This is a genomic window from Caulobacter sp. Root655 (assembly GCF_001427665.1).
In the GTDB taxonomy this organism is placed as follows: domain Bacteria; phylum Pseudomonadota; class Alphaproteobacteria; order Caulobacterales; family Caulobacteraceae; genus Caulobacter.
On the sequence record NZ_LMHC01000024.1, the window covers coordinates 200,131 to 214,269 of the forward strand.

A 14,139-nucleotide genomic window follows, 5' to 3' on the forward strand; every position below is an offset into this window, starting at 1 on the left:
ATAGGCTGGACGCTGGGCCAACTCGGCTACACGCCCGGCGCCCATCAAGCCTGGGCGGTCCTCGCAGGGATGAAGGCGCTGGCGTGCGGTGTGCCGATCGTTGGCGGCATGGTCGCCATCCCGGTGCTCTCGCACCTCTCGGTCGGACATCTGGCCCATGCGAGAGTCCTCCGCGCGCTGGGCGCGCGGAGGCTCGGCGCCGATCAGGGATCGAGCGGATCCAAGGGATCGACGCGCAGCGACGACGCCGCGGGCCGGAAGGTCAGTTCGACAGACGAGAGCCTCTCTCCGACCTTGCCCGGCTGATAGCCGAGCTCGATCCTGTTGCGCTCGCTGAACAGGGCGCTCTCGATGTATTTGCTCTGCTCGGCATTCGTGACAATCAGGGCCTCTTGATCGACCGGCGCCCCCAGCGCGACAAGCCGGCGCGTGACGTTGCGCAGATTGGTCGTCGTGTGCCGGGCATAAGGCTCGACCACGATGCTCTCGGGCGGAATGGCGAAACGCTCGATCAGCGCATTTCGCATCTCCAGGGCTTCCACGTTGGGCGACAGTCGAGGATGCACGGCGCCGCCGCTGAGGATGATGAAGGGCGCGGCGCCGTCGGCGAAGCGCTGGGCCGCCATGCGGACGTTCAGCTTGCCCCGCGCGCTGAGCGTCAGCCCTGGATTCTCGGGTCCGACGCCAGGCACGATGATCGCCGTGAACCGGTAGCGCCGCCAGTCGATGGCGCGCGCGTGCGCCAGGGCGGCGCCGTTGTAGCGTTCGTCGAGCGGCTCGAACGCCGACGCCGTGCCCCGATCGTTCACGTCCAGCAGCGCCAGGGCCAGGGAGATGCTTGGATCAAGCACCGCGCTACGATCCTGCTTGCCAGCCTCCGCCACACTCACGGCGTCGACGAGGGTCGCGCTGAACAAGGCGGCGCCTGGGGGGTCGATTGGGCCATCGATCTGGGGATAGCGCGGCGGCGCGCCGAGGCCGTAGACCTGCAGGATGCTGTTGAGACCCTTCAGTTCGCGCGCGACCTGGGCCTGAAGGCCGTCGTCGGCCGAGGCGGCCTGACGCGCGGGTCCTTGCAGAGCGTGATCCGCGAGCGCCGCGACGTCCGCGATCTCCGCATCGCTCCAGAGACCGGCGCGCAAAAGACAGCCTGGGGCCTGCTGACACGCGTCCATCCGCCCGCGACGCTCGGCGAGCGGCGCGCTCAGGTTCGACGCCTTGTCGCCGGCGGCGGCCTGGGCCCGCTCCAAGGCGGTCAGCGCGGGGAAGAGGCGCGCCGCGAGCACCGACCACTGCTGGTCGCCAACCGGGGCGCAATGCCCCGGCCGCGCCAGCAGCAGCGTCGCCAGGACAAGAGCCGAGGTCAGCCCTGCCCTCACCATGACTTGCTCACCACGAACCGGAAGCTTCGGCCAAAGATCGGCCGCCCGTAGATCGCCTCGCGGCTGCCTTGTCCCGACAGGGTGTCGGTGCGGGTGTTGCCCTCGGTCAAGCCGTGGGCATTGGTCAAGTTGTCGCCGACGACCTGGGCGCGCCAGGCGCCGTTCGTCAACATCACTCCGGCGCTGTAGGCGCCGTAGCTCGGCAGAGCGGTGTTGTTGAAGAAATCGACGTATCGCTTGCCCGTGTATTCGTATCGGCCATAGAGCTCGACGCTGCCCATCGCCGTCTCGAAAGTGAAGTTGGGGCGGATATTGCCGAAAATCTTGGACTCACGAATGATCTGGTTGCCTTCGACCTGGCTGGGGTCCGCGCCGGCAGCGTTGACGAGACTCTTGTATTGCGGATCTTGAACCGTCAGCGAGCCGTCGATCGAGAACCAGTTCGCCAGGCGCAGCGCGCCGTCCATCTCCGCGCCCTTGACGACCGCCGTGCCGACGAACGGAACCGTCTGGTCGTTGCGGCCGGTCACCGGATTGAAGGCGAGGAACGAGGCGTTGAGCGGATCAAACTTGGTGTAGAAGCCCGTCACGTACAGGTACGACCGGCCGTAGGTGGCCTTGAAGCCGACTTCGAACTGGTCCGCCTTGGTCTTGACGATGGTCGGGTTGACCGAGGCGGTGACCTGCAGGCTGGGCGGCACTTCCAGGTGCGACGCGCGTGCATAGACGCCCAGGTCGCTGGTGAAGTCGTAGTTGGCGCCCAGCGTCCAGTTCGTGACCGTGGGGCTCAGCTTGTGAGGTTGGGTCGCGCCCGTGAAGTAGCGCGTGGCGTCGTCGGCCAGGGTGGTGGTGTCGCCGAGGTTCGTCTGGTCGGTGAGCAGCGCGTAGCCGTCGAAGCTGTAGCGCTCATGACGGACGCCGGCGTCCAGGCGGATTTTGTCCGTGATGTCCCAGGTATCGTTGGCGTAGAGCGCGACCATCTTGGCGTCGGCGTCCCCCTGGTTCAGGGTGGTGGTGTAACGCAGAACCCCCTTGTCGGTGACGTAGCCGAGGACGGCGCCGGTCGAGGAGTAGGCGACCAGATCCAGCGTCCGCGGCTTGCCGGCGACCTCGATCAGATAGTCTTGATAGACCGACTTGCTCGTCTGACCGTAGATGCTGCCATAAACGCCGGCCTTGATGTCATGGGAGCCCAGACCGGTTTCGAACCTGCGGGTGACGCTCAGATCGCCCTGGGTCGAGTAGAAGTCCGAGCCGACGGCCCGATACTGGCCCTGCATGACCAGGCCCGACGCCGACGCCGGATTGTAGACCGTAGCGCCGTTCGTGCCGGCGATCGCATAGCCAAGCCGGCTCACCGCGCCGAAAGCGGTGGTCGCCGCGCTCACGAAGCCGGCCGCGAAGGTGGTCGCGTCCGCCGGGTTCGACGTCGAATAGAAGGCGTCGAAGTTCAGGCTCCCCTTGGTGAAGCCGCCCTTCGCCGCGACCAGCCAGCCGTCGAACTCGCCTTCGTACTGCAGGCCGATGTTGCCGTACTGCATGTGCCGACCGTCCGCGAGATCGCGCGTGTCGTATTGCATCACGCCAGCGCCGTTCCGGTACTTCTGGTTGACGTTTCGGAGCGACGGCGAGTTCATCGTGCCGTCGAAGTAGTCGATGTACTTGTCGAGCGAGACCGACGGGTCCCGCGGATCGGCGGTCGGGATCGGCAGATAGAAGAGGTTGTGGTCGTCGAGGTAGTTGACGCTGACGCGGATCGAACCGTTGTCGAGGTCGTGCTTGATATTGGCCCGGATCTGGCCGCCGCGATCGTTGGCGAAGCCGTTGTCACGATGGCCGTCGTCCTGCCGGATGAAGCCGCCGACAGCATAGTAGGTTTTGTCGCTGATCGGCCCGGCTTGATAGGCGTCCAGGCGATAGAGGCCCGTGGTCCCCAGCGTCAGTTGCGCTTTGCCCCGGGTCGTGTCGTTGCCCGAGACCGTGACGTTGTTGACGATCGCGGCCGCTTGGCTGGCGTAGATGGGCGCGGGACCGCCGCGCACGACCTCCATGCGATCGGTCATCAGATCGTAGCGCTCGAGGTCGGCGGCGCGGAAGAAGAAGCCGTCGATCTCGTGGAAAAGCGGCAGTCCATCCTGCTGGAAATAGGCATAGCCGCCGTCCGTGGGAATGCCGCGGACACGCGTGATGTTCTGCACCTCGCCGCCGGTCGGCTCGACCTGGATGCCCGGAAGCTTTCCGAGCAGATCGGCCATGTTCAGCGGCGCCAGCTTCTGGATTTGGTTCTGAGACAGGGCGTTCGCCGCATAGGACACGTCGAAGCGACGCTCGGCCCGGGCCGAACCCGTGACAATGACCTGGTCGACCTGGGAGGAGGTTTCGGCCGTCGCGTCGACCACGGCGGCGGGTCGCGTGGTGGCAGGTGAAGCGCTGGTCTGGGCCGCGACTGGGAAGGCGGCGGCGCACAAGGCGGCCAAGGCGCAACCTCGGGCAAGCATGGTCTTGGTCATCGGTACCCCCATGGGATTTCGGTTGGGTGGCGTATGGAGGCGCGCTGCGACATATTTATTTATTACTTGTAAAATAAATCGGATTCTGACCGTTCACCGCTCCGCGCCCCTACAGAGACCCTTGGTGAATTCCGCGCCCTTCAATTTGTCCGACGAAGAAAAGCGATTGCTCTGGCGCCTGCGGACCCACGGCCCTGCCGGGCGGACGGAACTCGCGGCCGTGCTGCGTGTGAGCAACGCCACGGTCACCAAGCTCTCCCGTAACCTGCTCGCCTTGGGACTGATCGAGGCGGTGGAATCGCCAGACCCGCAAGGTCGCGGACGCCCTACGACGCCCCTTCGTGTCGCGGCGGAGGGCGGTTATGCCGTCGGCGCGACAGTCCATCAGGGTGTTTTTGAAATAGCCCTAGTCGACTACGCGGGCGGGATCATTTCACTGACCAGCGAAGAGATCGATCCGCCCGATCCGCACCGCTTCGCCAGGCTGGTGGATCGAAGAATCCACGATCTCGCCGTTGAACATCGCCTGCTCGGAACCCGCCTGTTGGGCGTTGGCATAGGCGTTCCAGGACCATCGCTTTCCCGCGACGGCAACCGTTGGAGCGTTGTACACACCCTTCCGGGTTGGCGCGACGTGCCGCTACGCCAGATCATGGACGAAACGCTCGGCCTGCCGGTCTGGCTCGAGAATGACGCCACCGCGGCGGTGCTGGCGGAATTCTATCTCGGAGGCCTCCTGCGGCGATGCTCCACCGCGATCGTCTTCTTGCTCGGCTATGGCATCGGGGCCGGGGTCATCGACGATGGACGCCTGTTGAAGGGCGAGTTCGGCAACGCCGGCGAGGTCGGGACCCTCTATCCTAGCGACCGGCCCCGCCCAACGACGCTCGACCTCCTTTCGGTGCTGCGTGACGAGGGATGCGACATCAATTCCGTCGCCGATTTCGAGGAACAGACGCGTGGGTACGAGCACGTCATAGACCGCTGGCTCGAACGCGCGTCCCATCAGCTGGAAATCGCCGTCAACAGCGGGATCGCCTGGTTCGACCCCGGCGCGATCATTCTCGCGAGCCCTTTACCAGCGTCCCTGGTCGCGCGATTGGCGGATCGACTTAATCAGCATCGACTTCTTTGGGGCCTACACCGCGCCGCCATCGAAATCGCCGTGTCCAGCTTCGGGGGTAGTTCGACCGCTCTGGGCGCCGCGCTATTGCCGATCCACGCCTCCATCGCGCGGGGCTAGAGAAGGAACCCAGAATGGACATGTCGCGGCGAAACCGCGACAGGTAGCCCCCCTCGCACCAGACCTGGCATTGACCAGCGAGCCTAGCCGACGCCGCATCTCCGGAGCGATCCAGCCGAGCCTGGATGTCGTCACCATCCCAGCCGCTTGAGCCACGACTCTCCCCTCCGGCTCGGCCGGGGCTGATCGAACCTCGTCACTCAACAGATCGCGGACACATCTGGCTGATGGGATTGGATCCTGTCGCGGTCAGGAGGCCAAGACGGTAGGGCAGATTGATGTAGTCCGTGCCGGCCGGGTGGGATTCCAGGCCCTGATAGAGGAACCGCAGGGGCTTGCAGGGATCGATCGTCAGCGTCTGGTCATGGCCGCTGCGCAGCAGTTCGCCGTGGGAAACGCCTTCCGCCCAGGCCGGCCCGTCGAACGTGACATTGTCCCCCCCGGCGAAGGACTTCGAGGCGCTGATGGCCAGCGGGCGCCACTCGCCGTCCAGCCTGTCGCTGGTCCAGGCGCGGAAGTAGCGGCCGCGCGGGCTGATGGCCTCGACCGCGGTGAGGTAGGTGTTCGTCCCCGCGATCTTGTAGTGCATGCTGGCTTCGAAGATGTCGTCGCGCTCGCCGGCCATGACGATCTTGGTGTCCGTGAAGCCCTCGGGGAACCGGCCGATGGGCGTCTGCGACCGGTAGAGCTTGCCGTTGTCGCCCGTGTTGAAGAGGTGGCAGGTGGCGTCGTCGCAAATGACCCAGAAGTCGAGCCAGCTCTCCTGACCCGAGTCTTTGACGACGGCCGGCGTTTGCGAAAAGAACGGCTTCGGCGTGCTCCACGACATGGGGTCTTCGATGTTCGCGGTCGTCGAGTAGAGCGGCGGGCCGCCCTGATAGACCATGTACCAGAGCTTCTGCGGCGCGAAGTAGAAGACCTGCGGCGCGGCGCGATAGCCGGGGCCAATGCCGGACTGTTTCAGGCTGACGACCTCGGCCTTGGGCGCCTCGGACCAGTCGGTGAAACGGCTGTAGGCCAGGTTCCATCCATCGGGGGCGGCCGTGGTCATGAAGACGTGGTAGGCGCCGTTGAAATAGACCACCGAGGGATCCTTGAGGCCGGCATAGCGCTCGCCCTTGGCGGACGGCGCGATCAGCTGCGCTGAGGAATGCCATTGGAAACCTCCCTTCTCGCCCGCCTGGGCCTGCGTCGCGCCGACCAGGCTGGCGAGGCCGAGGAGGGCGGCGGCCGCGACCCGGGCTGAAGTCCGGCCTTTGATGATCGTCATGGGCGTGTGTCCTGTCTGGAAATCGAAATGGAGATGGGAGTGATCAGTTGGAGGATCGGAAGCGACCGCGGGCCAGCAGCCTGTCGGCCAGCCAGCGCCGGGCGGGCTCGTCGTAGAGTTTGAGGCAGGCATAGGCGATCGCGACAGCGGCCACGAACACGCCGGCCCCCACCAGGGCGCCCCGCGCCGGGGGAACCTTCTTGTCCACCACCCAGCCGGTGTAGATGTAGATCAGGGGATAGTGGGTGATGTAGAGCGGATAGGACAGGTCGCCGAAGAAGCGGGCGATCCGCACCGAGGGGCCGCTCGCGTCCTTCTCGCCGGCCCCGATCATGACGATCAGCGGAAACAGCACGATCACGCAGGCCGCTTCGTAGAGGCCATTGGCCCACAGCCGCTCCGTTCCGCCAAACCGCGGGAGCGCCAGCGCCGCGACCAGCAGCAGGCTGCAGACCGCGAAGGCGCCGCCGACCTTGACCCGCTTGCCCAGCCGCATGAGCAGCACCCCAGCGAAGAACGGGAAGAGCACGCGCGTCAGGCCGATGCGAATTCCACCGGCGTCGAGCGCCCACCCACCAATGACGTCGCCCCTGGGACCGAACACCAGCATGTGGATCAGCGCCAAGGCCGCCAGGGCCACCAGGACGCCCAGCGCCCGGTTCGACAGCTTCCGCAGGCCCACCGCGTAGAGGATGTTGGCGAGGTACTCGTAGAACAGCGACCAGGCCGGCCCATTGAGCGGATAGATCTCGCCCCACCCGCGAATTTCCGCCGATGGCGTCAGCGGGACCATCAGGCAGCCGAGCAGCATCACCGCCACCACCTGCCAGGCCGAAACGGCCTCCAGCTTGGGGAAGATCGAGAAGTGCTGGAAGGCGACCAGGGCCGCGCCGATCAGACTGCCCATGATGATCATCGGCTGGAGCCGGACCAGACGGCGCTTGTAGAACGCCCATTGGCTCATCCCCGCCGCCCAGCGCTCGTCATAGGCATAGGCGATCACGAAGCCCGACAGCAGGAAGAAGAAGTCCACCGCGAGGTAGCCGTGATTGACGATCTGCTTTTGTGGATTGCCTCCGGCATAGGCCTCGAAGAGATGGAAGATGACCACCATCAGGGACGCCACGCCGCGCAAGCCATCGAGGATGACATAGTGGCCCTTCGCCGGCGCGGTGGCGTCTGTCGACGTCGCCGCGGCCGATCCGGGCATGGCGAGCGCCCCAGTTTGCTCAGTCATGTATCCTCGCAAAGTCGTGTGGATCGCACCGCGCGTTCCAACCCTAGTGAACGGGTTTGATGGTGATCGCGGCCCCGCCGCCCACGCTCATGGGAATGTGAAGAACGTCGCGGTTCGAGATCGACTTGACGACATGTTCGACGTCATTGGCCCCAGCGCCGTCTTGCCAGATCTCGGCCTTGAACTTCCCTCCCCCCAGAAAGCCGAGCGGTATGGCGACGGTGCGTGACTCCTCGTTCGTCATGGCGCCGACGTACCAGGTCTGACCCTTGCGCCGCGCCACCACGACGTGGCTTTCCGGCGATCCATCGATGAACCGCGTCTCGTCCCAGGCGGTCGGAACATCCTTGAGAAACTCGAAGCCCGGCGCGTTCGCATAGGCCGCGGGGTCGTCGGAGATCATCTGCAGCGGGCTGTCGAACACCACGTACTGGGCCAGGGCCTGGCCGCGCGTCGTGCGGGTCATCGGCATGACTTCCCGGGCGACATAGGTCTGCGGCGTGCTGTTGCGGAAACCGCCCGGGGTATAGTCCATGGGGCCCAGCAGCATGCGGGTATAGGCGAGCTTGACGTTGTGCCCGGGCGTGACCTGTCCCCAGGCGAACTTGTTGTATTCCAGCCCCAGCACGCCTTCCTGGGTGATGTAGTTGGGATAGGTGCGCGCCAGCCCGGCCGGAGGGAAGGCGCCGTGCATGTCCAGGAGCAGATGGCGCTTGGCGGTTTCCTGGGCCAGGCGGACATAGAACTGGACCATCTCCTGGTCGTCCCGTTCCATGAAGTCGACCTTGACGCCCTTGATCCCCCAACGCTGATAGGTGTCGAGCACCGCCTCCATCCGGGGTTCGACATGCTTCCAGTGCGCCCACAGGATGAGCCCGACGCCCTTTGAGTCCGCGTATTTCACCAGGGCCGGCATATCGATCACCGGATTGCTCTGGGTGATGTCGGTCTTCGGGTCCGCGTCGCAGCACGGAGTGGCGTTGAGGGGCCATCCTGCGTCGATGAGAAAATAGGGAAAGCCGGACTCGGCCGCGAAATCGATGAAGCGGCGGAAACGCTCCATGGTCGGCTTCTCGCCGGCCGTCGGTCCAGACCACCAGTCCCAGGCCACCTTGCCGGGCTTGACCCAGGAATAGTCGCCCTCGGCCTGGGCGGAGAGATTTCCGATCAGGTGGGATTGGATGAGATCGCCGGCGCGGTCGGCCATCATGACCGCGCGCCAGGCGCTGGTCAGGCCGGCGGCGGATCTGACGGCGACATCCTTGCGGTCGGGTAGCGGCGTCACCCTGACCTTCAGCCCGCCGTCGACCGGGGACAGGCTCGATCCCGCATAGGCCTCTATCCCCGACTGCACGATCGCATAGTGGGTGCGGCCGGAGGCGGACGAACAGACCACCGGAACGTCATAGAGCTTGGCGCCGTCCAGTTCGGAGATCTTCTTCAGGGCCCATGAATTCTCATGAGAGCTCGAATATTCGGTGACTTCGCAGGCGGGGTCGTTCGGAAAGCGGTACGCCGTCTTTTCCCCCTTGAGCACCACCGGCGCGTCCTTGGGCAACAGATAGCGAAACGCGACTCCGTCGTTGGAGGCCCGTGCTTCCACCGAAAGCGTCCGATGGGCGCCGGTCTTTTCACGGAAGGTGACGATCGCCCCATTGTGCCAGTCTCGCGCCGCGCTGGCCTTTGTCGCCGTCAAGGCAAGGTCGCGCTTCTGACTTTGCTTTTGAATATCGACGACCTCCAGATCCGAGAAATCGGGTGCGTTCGCCAGCTCCAGGCCCATCGGAGAAGCGGACACGATCGGTTCGCCCTCGCGATAGACCGAGTAGCTCGCCCCGTCGGCCGCGATCCTGATCTCCGCCTTCTTGTCGGGCGAGGCCACGACGATTTGGGACACGGCCAGCGCCATCATGATGTTGAACAACGGAAGATTCCCTTGGAGTGAGATTCAGAGGGCGCGAAGACGATGGCTGCGGTTACCCACCGCCAATGGCCTCAGGCGAAGCTGATCTTGAAAACGCTGGCGTGGCGGGTCGGCGCGCGCGCCGGGACCTCGATCGACAGCGCGCCGGCGCCCTGGCGGAACTTGAGCGGCCCGCGACGGCCCAGCATCTCGACCCGCGCCACGCGCCGACGCTCATGGGGATTGCCCGCGGCGAGCGCGGCGATCTCGGTGGAGCCCGACGGTTCTCCGAGCGCGATCGCATAGAGCGTGTCGCCCTTGGTCGTGAAGCGAATGTCCCGAGCGGTATAGGCCGCGCTCTCCTGGAACGCCCCGGCCGCGGCTTCGGTCGGCCCTTCGCCGAACACCTTCCACGGCCGTGTTCCGTGAATGGCTTCGGCGTTCGCCGCCATCCATGGCGCCAGCTCCTCCAGGAGCAGTTGCGACTCGGGCGGCAGGCTGCCGTCCGGATACAGCACGACGTTCAGCAGCAGGTTGCCGTTCTTGCTGACGATGTCGGCCAGCATGGCGATGACTTCCGACGTGGTCTTGTACTTGTAGCCGTCGCTGTAGAACCAATCGCCGTTGGAGGTGTCGGTCTGCCACGGCAGCGGATTGATGCCGTTCAGGACCCCGCGCTCGACATCCTGGACCGCCCATTCCTTGTGGAATTCGCCGGAGCCCAGATCCTTGCAATTGTAGACGGCCTCGAGCTTGCCGCCGCGCGCGATGCTGCTGTTGTACATGTGCGCGACCAGGCTTCGCCCGACCACGCCGAACGGCAGCCCTCCGTCCGAGTACAGAAGGTCCGGCTCGTAGGTGTCAAGCAGGTCGCGCATGCGGTCGAACCAGATCTGATGGAACCGCGGATCCTTGGTGTACCAGGTGTCGGGGGCGACGCGATAAGGCTCGTTGTGCGGCGGATGGTAGAGGTCGGCGTACTTGGGGTCCGCGCCGTCATAGGCCACGCCGTTTTCGGGCCAGGCCTGGTTATAGAGATGGCTGGGATGCCACCAGTTGTGGCTGGCGCCCAGGTGCTCCGATACGCCGAAACGCAGCTTGCGCTTGCGTGCAGCCGCCTTCCAGGCGCCGACGATGTCGCGCTTGGGGCCCATGGCCACCGCGTTCCAGCGATGATGCTTGGAGTTCCACAGGTCGAAATTGTCGTGATGCACGCCCATGCTGACGAAGTACTTGGCGCCGGCGGCGGCGTACTGGTCCATGAGGACCTCGGGATCGAACTTCTCCGCCGTCCACAAGGGAATGATGTCCTTGTAGCCGACCTTGGAAGGCTGGCCGTAGGTCTTCAGGTGGTGGTCGTAGTGCGGGTGGCCCGGAACGTACATCTGCCGGGCGTACCAGTCGCCCTGGCGCGGCACGGCCTGCGGGCCCCAATGGGCCCAGATCCCGAACTTGGCGTCGCGGAACCAGTCGGGGGCCTGGTAGGTCTTCAGGGACTCGGGCTCCTGGCGGAACGGGCCCTTGGCCATGGGCAGCCGATAGTCCGGCGCCGGCAGCTTGGCGCAGGCGTCCGCGGACGGCTCCTGCCTCGCCTGGGCGGCTCCCGCCAGGCCCAGCGCCGCGAGGGCTGGGACACCCAGGAAATGCCGCTTGTTCAACGTCACCATGCTCAACTCCCAAATTTCTTTGAATATTCCTGTTGGACCGCGACCTACGGATCGCGAACCCGACGACCAAGATGTCCGCTATTTTCCGACGGAATGAAGTACGCGCCCAAAGAACGGCAGAACGTTATTCTGGAAACGACTGGCGACGGCGCTGCCGTGGTCCCCACTGTAAATTTCGAAAGTGTTCTCCACGCCAGAGGCGTCCATGCGTTCGTGCAATTCGGCCGCGTCGACCTTCAGCCCGTCCTGGTCGCCCACATCCATGGCGATCGCCTGATATCGCCGCAGATTGAAGACGTACTGGTCGAGCATGCTCAGGGGCGCGTTGGCGGCCCATCGCGCCAGCACCGACCGGTCGACGACGCCGTTCGACGTCGGCAGATCGACATAGAACGGCGGCTTCTTCGGGTTCGGCGACCAGGCGGCGGCGACGGCGAAGGTCGCGCGCGGCAGGAAGCCGAGCTTGGTCGCCTCTTCCCGGGTTTTGACGGCTTCAACACTCGCGGCGGCTTCTGGCGGCGGAACCTCGCGGGCCGAAAGGCAGCATGGGCTCATGATGTAGAGCGCGCCAAACGTCTCGGGGTGCTTCATGCCGATGCGCGCGACGCCGTAGCCGCCCATGGAGTGACCGGCGAGGCCGCGGCTCAGGCGGTCCGGAAGGGTGCGGTAATGGGTATCGACGTAGCTGACCAGGTCGCGGGTGATGAACCCTTCCCAGTCGCCGATCGTCACTGAACTCGAGTACATGGAGCCGTTGTGCAGGGTCTGGGTGTCCGGCAAGACGACGATCACGTCGGGCGCGCCCGACGCGAAGGCGGCCTCGACGGTTCGCGGGGTCTGGAGCAATCCCGCGAACGCGTCGGCGGTCATGCCATATCCATGCAGCGCGTAGACGACCGGATAGCGGCGCGACGGGTTGGCGGCATAGCCGGGTGGGAGATAGACCACGACATCCCGATCAGCCGACTCGCCTTCGAGATTGCCCTCCAAGGCCGCGCCGTGGACCTTGATACGGTCGACGGTCACGGATTTGGCGCTCGCCGCGGGAGGCGACGGCGAGGCCGCCCGCAAGTCCGTGCTCGACGCCGCCAATAGAATGGCCATCGCTATGGAAGCCCAACCGGTTTTCACGTGCGTCCCCTTTCCCTTCACGGGTGGAAGCCTGAAATTGCCCCCCCGTTTCCTGCTCTCGCGCGCCCCGTTCCGGAGGCTTGGCCGACGATCAGTTCGGGTTGCCCACCGGAATAATCGCCGCGCCCTGGGCCGCTCCGAACTTGATCCGCAGGACCTGCTGGCGATCGACCAGATTGAGGCCGTTGTCGGTCTGGTCGCCGTTCCAGACCCGCCGGAAGATCCATTTTCCGTTCTCGAACCGGCCCTCCTCGACGCGGAGCATCTGGCCGCTTTCGGGCTTGGACGGCTCGAACTTCACGCGGGTGTTGAAACCGGTCAGCAGGTAGTCGCCCGGACCAAGCTCGGCGACCGCCGCGCCGCCCACGGGCTGGGGATTGCCGGTCGGCTTGTCCGTTCCGAACTGCCATTGGCCGAAGGTGGCGACGGCGCGATAGGGACCGAGCTCCATCACCTGGGTGTGGTTGGCCTTGGGGTCGGTCGGCTCGGAGACGCCCCAGGTCTTGCCCGCGAACGCCAGGGCCGCCCACTCGCGCGCCATGGGCTCGAACAGGGTGTAATTCCGGGCGAACAGCTTGGCCTTGGACTCGTCGAAGTCCTTGGCCCCGAGCGGGTAGTTGTAATAGCCGGTGTCGTCCATGCCGAACGGCGAGAACCCGATCGCGCCCTTGCCGATGGTCGCGAAGAAATAGCGGGCGAACTCGGTGTCGTTGCCGGTTTCGGGCACGAAGAGCGCGTTGTCGGGCCTGGAGTAGTAGTCCAGATAGGCCAGGTACGCCGCGTGGTCGCGGACATAGATGTCCGGCGCGACCAGGTCGATCGACGGCGCGGCGGCCTTGTAGACGTCGATCACGTGATGCACCGGCCCGCCGCTGGCGTAGGTCGGGGCCGGCTGCCGGCCGAAGGCCGAAGCCAGGGCCGCGTTCATGTACATCGGCAGCGGCTTGACCGCCTTGCCAGCCTTGGCGATCTCCTCGACATAGGCGGCGAACGACCAGGCATTGAAATATTCGTCCGCGTCGGCCCCGAACACGGCCTTCCAGCTTCCCGGCGATTTGCCCAGGCGCTTGAGCAGGGCGGCGGGAACTGGTCCGTCGAACAGCTTCTGGGCCGCGGGCGAGAAGTCCCGGACGCTGCCGTAGGAGCCGACCTCGTTTTCCGGCTGGATCATGATGATCGTGTTCTGCGGGTCGATCTGGCGGATGTGCTCCATCAGCTTGACGAAGGCGCGCTTGTCGGCCTCCAGCGTGGTCCGGCTATGCGGCGACAGCACATAGTGGGGCTGGCCGCTGGCGGTGATCATCCGCGGGAAGCGCTTGCCGTCGAGCTTGACCCATTCCGGCGTGTAGCTGGGCCCAGTGTTCTTCCAGGTGCCGAACCACAACAGCACCAGCCGCACCTTGTTGGCGCGGGCCTGCTCCACCAGCGTGTCCACGAACGAGAAGTCGAACCGACCCTCGACGGGCTCGATCTGCTCCCAGGCGACCGGGACCTCGACGGTGTTGGCGTGGATGCGCTTGATCGTGGGCCAGACCTCCGGCAGCACGTCCGGATAGTTGCTGCTGTTGTTGACCTGGGCGCCCAGCATCAGGAACGGCGCGCCGTCGACGAACAGGGCGTGGCGGCCGTCGCGGGTCACGATGCGCGGAACCGGGTTGGTCGGCTGCGCCTCGGCCGCCGCCACCGCTCCGCCGGCGAAAGCCAGGACGAGGGCCGCCAGGCTGCTCACGAAACGCGGCGACCGGCCGCCACGGATCGAAGTCCACATGCGCGGAAAAACTCCATGAGCCCGCCCG

9 protein-coding genes are annotated in these 14,139 nt (G+C 65.5%); 1 reads left to right on the plus strand and 8 read right to left on the minus strand.

The annotated features are described in order from the left end of the window. Positions 1-203: 203 nt before the first annotated feature. Entirely contained in the window at positions 204-1,382 is a 1,179-nt protein-coding gene (locus ASD79_RS18780) for a YdcF family protein (RefSeq protein WP_082585017.1), read from the minus strand. Further along, positions 1,376-3,892 (minus strand): TonB-dependent receptor, encoded by a 2,517-nt coding sequence (locus ASD79_RS18785; RefSeq protein ID WP_056724458.1) that lies wholly within the window; start codon positions 3,890-3,892, stop codon positions 1,376-1,378. Before ASD79_RS18785 ends, ASD79_RS18780 begins: the two co-directional genes overlap by 7 nt. A gap of 124 nt (positions 3,893-4,016) precedes the next feature. On the opposite strand from ASD79_RS18785, the gene ASD79_RS18790 reads away from it, so the two are divergent. Then, on the plus strand, positions 4,017-5,135 hold the full coding sequence (locus ASD79_RS18790; RefSeq protein ID WP_235524518.1) for an ROK family transcriptional regulator: 1,119 nt from the start codon (positions 4,017-4,019) through the stop codon (positions 5,133-5,135). Positions 5,136-5,331: 196 nt separating this feature from the next. On the opposite strand, the gene ASD79_RS18795 is transcribed toward ASD79_RS18790, so the two are convergent. The 6 genes from ASD79_RS18795 to ASD79_RS18820 all read right to left on the minus strand — a co-directional run bounded on the left by ASD79_RS18795 (position 5,332) and on the right by ASD79_RS18820 (position 14,111). Continuing rightward, positions 5,332-6,405, minus strand: a complete 1,074-nt coding sequence (locus ASD79_RS18795; RefSeq protein ID WP_082585019.1) for a non-reducing end alpha-L-arabinofuranosidase family hydrolase — start codon at positions 6,403-6,405, stop codon at positions 5,332-5,334. 43 nt (positions 6,406-6,448) lie between these two features. Then, positions 6,449-7,642: an acyltransferase gene (locus tag ASD79_RS18800; RefSeq protein WP_082585020.1), complete on the minus strand. Its 1,194-nt coding sequence runs from the start codon at positions 7,640-7,642 to the stop codon at positions 6,449-6,451. A 43-nt stretch (positions 7,643-7,685) separates the two neighbouring features. Continuing rightward, the gene (locus ASD79_RS18805) at positions 7,686-9,566 is read right to left on the minus strand and encodes a glycoside hydrolase family 97 protein (RefSeq protein WP_082585021.1); all 1,881 of its coding nucleotides are present in this window, start codon (positions 9,564-9,566) and stop codon (positions 7,686-7,688) included. A gap of 71 nt (positions 9,567-9,637) precedes the next feature. Continuing rightward, positions 9,638-11,212 carry an alpha-L-fucosidase gene (locus tag ASD79_RS18810; RefSeq protein ID WP_056724461.1) on the minus strand — a complete coding sequence of 525 codons (1,575 nt, stop codon included), beginning with the start codon at positions 11,210-11,212 and terminating at the stop codon, positions 9,638-9,640. Between the two features lie 78 nt (positions 11,213-11,290). Further along, complete coding sequence (locus ASD79_RS18815) at positions 11,291-12,343, minus strand: alpha/beta hydrolase family protein (protein ID WP_235524519.1); 1,053 nt, start codon at positions 12,341-12,343, stop codon at positions 11,291-11,293. A 91-nt stretch (positions 12,344-12,434) separates the two neighbouring features. Beyond that, positions 12,435-14,111, minus strand: a complete 1,677-nt coding sequence (locus tag ASD79_RS18820; RefSeq protein ID WP_056724465.1) for a DUF5597 domain-containing protein — start codon at positions 14,109-14,111, stop codon at positions 12,435-12,437. Positions 14,112-14,139 lie beyond the last annotated feature (28 nt).

What these genes read in the sequence shown, in the direction of transcription:
- ASD79_RS18810 (WP_056724461.1), bottom strand. Translation starts at nt 11,212, where the DNA reads ATGGTGACGTTGAACAAGCGGCATTTCCTGGGTGTCCCAGCCCTCGCG.
- ASD79_RS18780 (WP_082585017.1), bottom strand. Translation starts at nt 1,382, where the DNA reads ATGGTGAGGGCAGGGCTGACCTCGGCTCTTGTCCTGGCGACGCTGCTG.
- ASD79_RS18785 (WP_056724458.1), bottom strand. Translation starts at nt 3,892, where the DNA reads ATGACCAAGACCATGCTTGCCCGAGGTTGCGCCTTGGCCGCCTTGTGC.
- ASD79_RS18795 (WP_082585019.1), bottom strand. Translation starts at nt 6,405, where the DNA reads ATGACGATCATCAAAGGCCGGACTTCAGCCCGGGTCGCGGCCGCCGCC.
- ASD79_RS18820 (WP_056724465.1), bottom strand. Translation starts at nt 14,111, where the DNA reads ATGTGGACTTCGATCCGTGGCGGCCGGTCGCCGCGTTTCGTGAGCAGC.
- ASD79_RS18800 (WP_082585020.1), bottom strand. Translation starts at nt 7,642, where the DNA reads ATGACTGAGCAAACTGGGGCGCTCGCCATGCCCGGATCGGCCGCGGCG.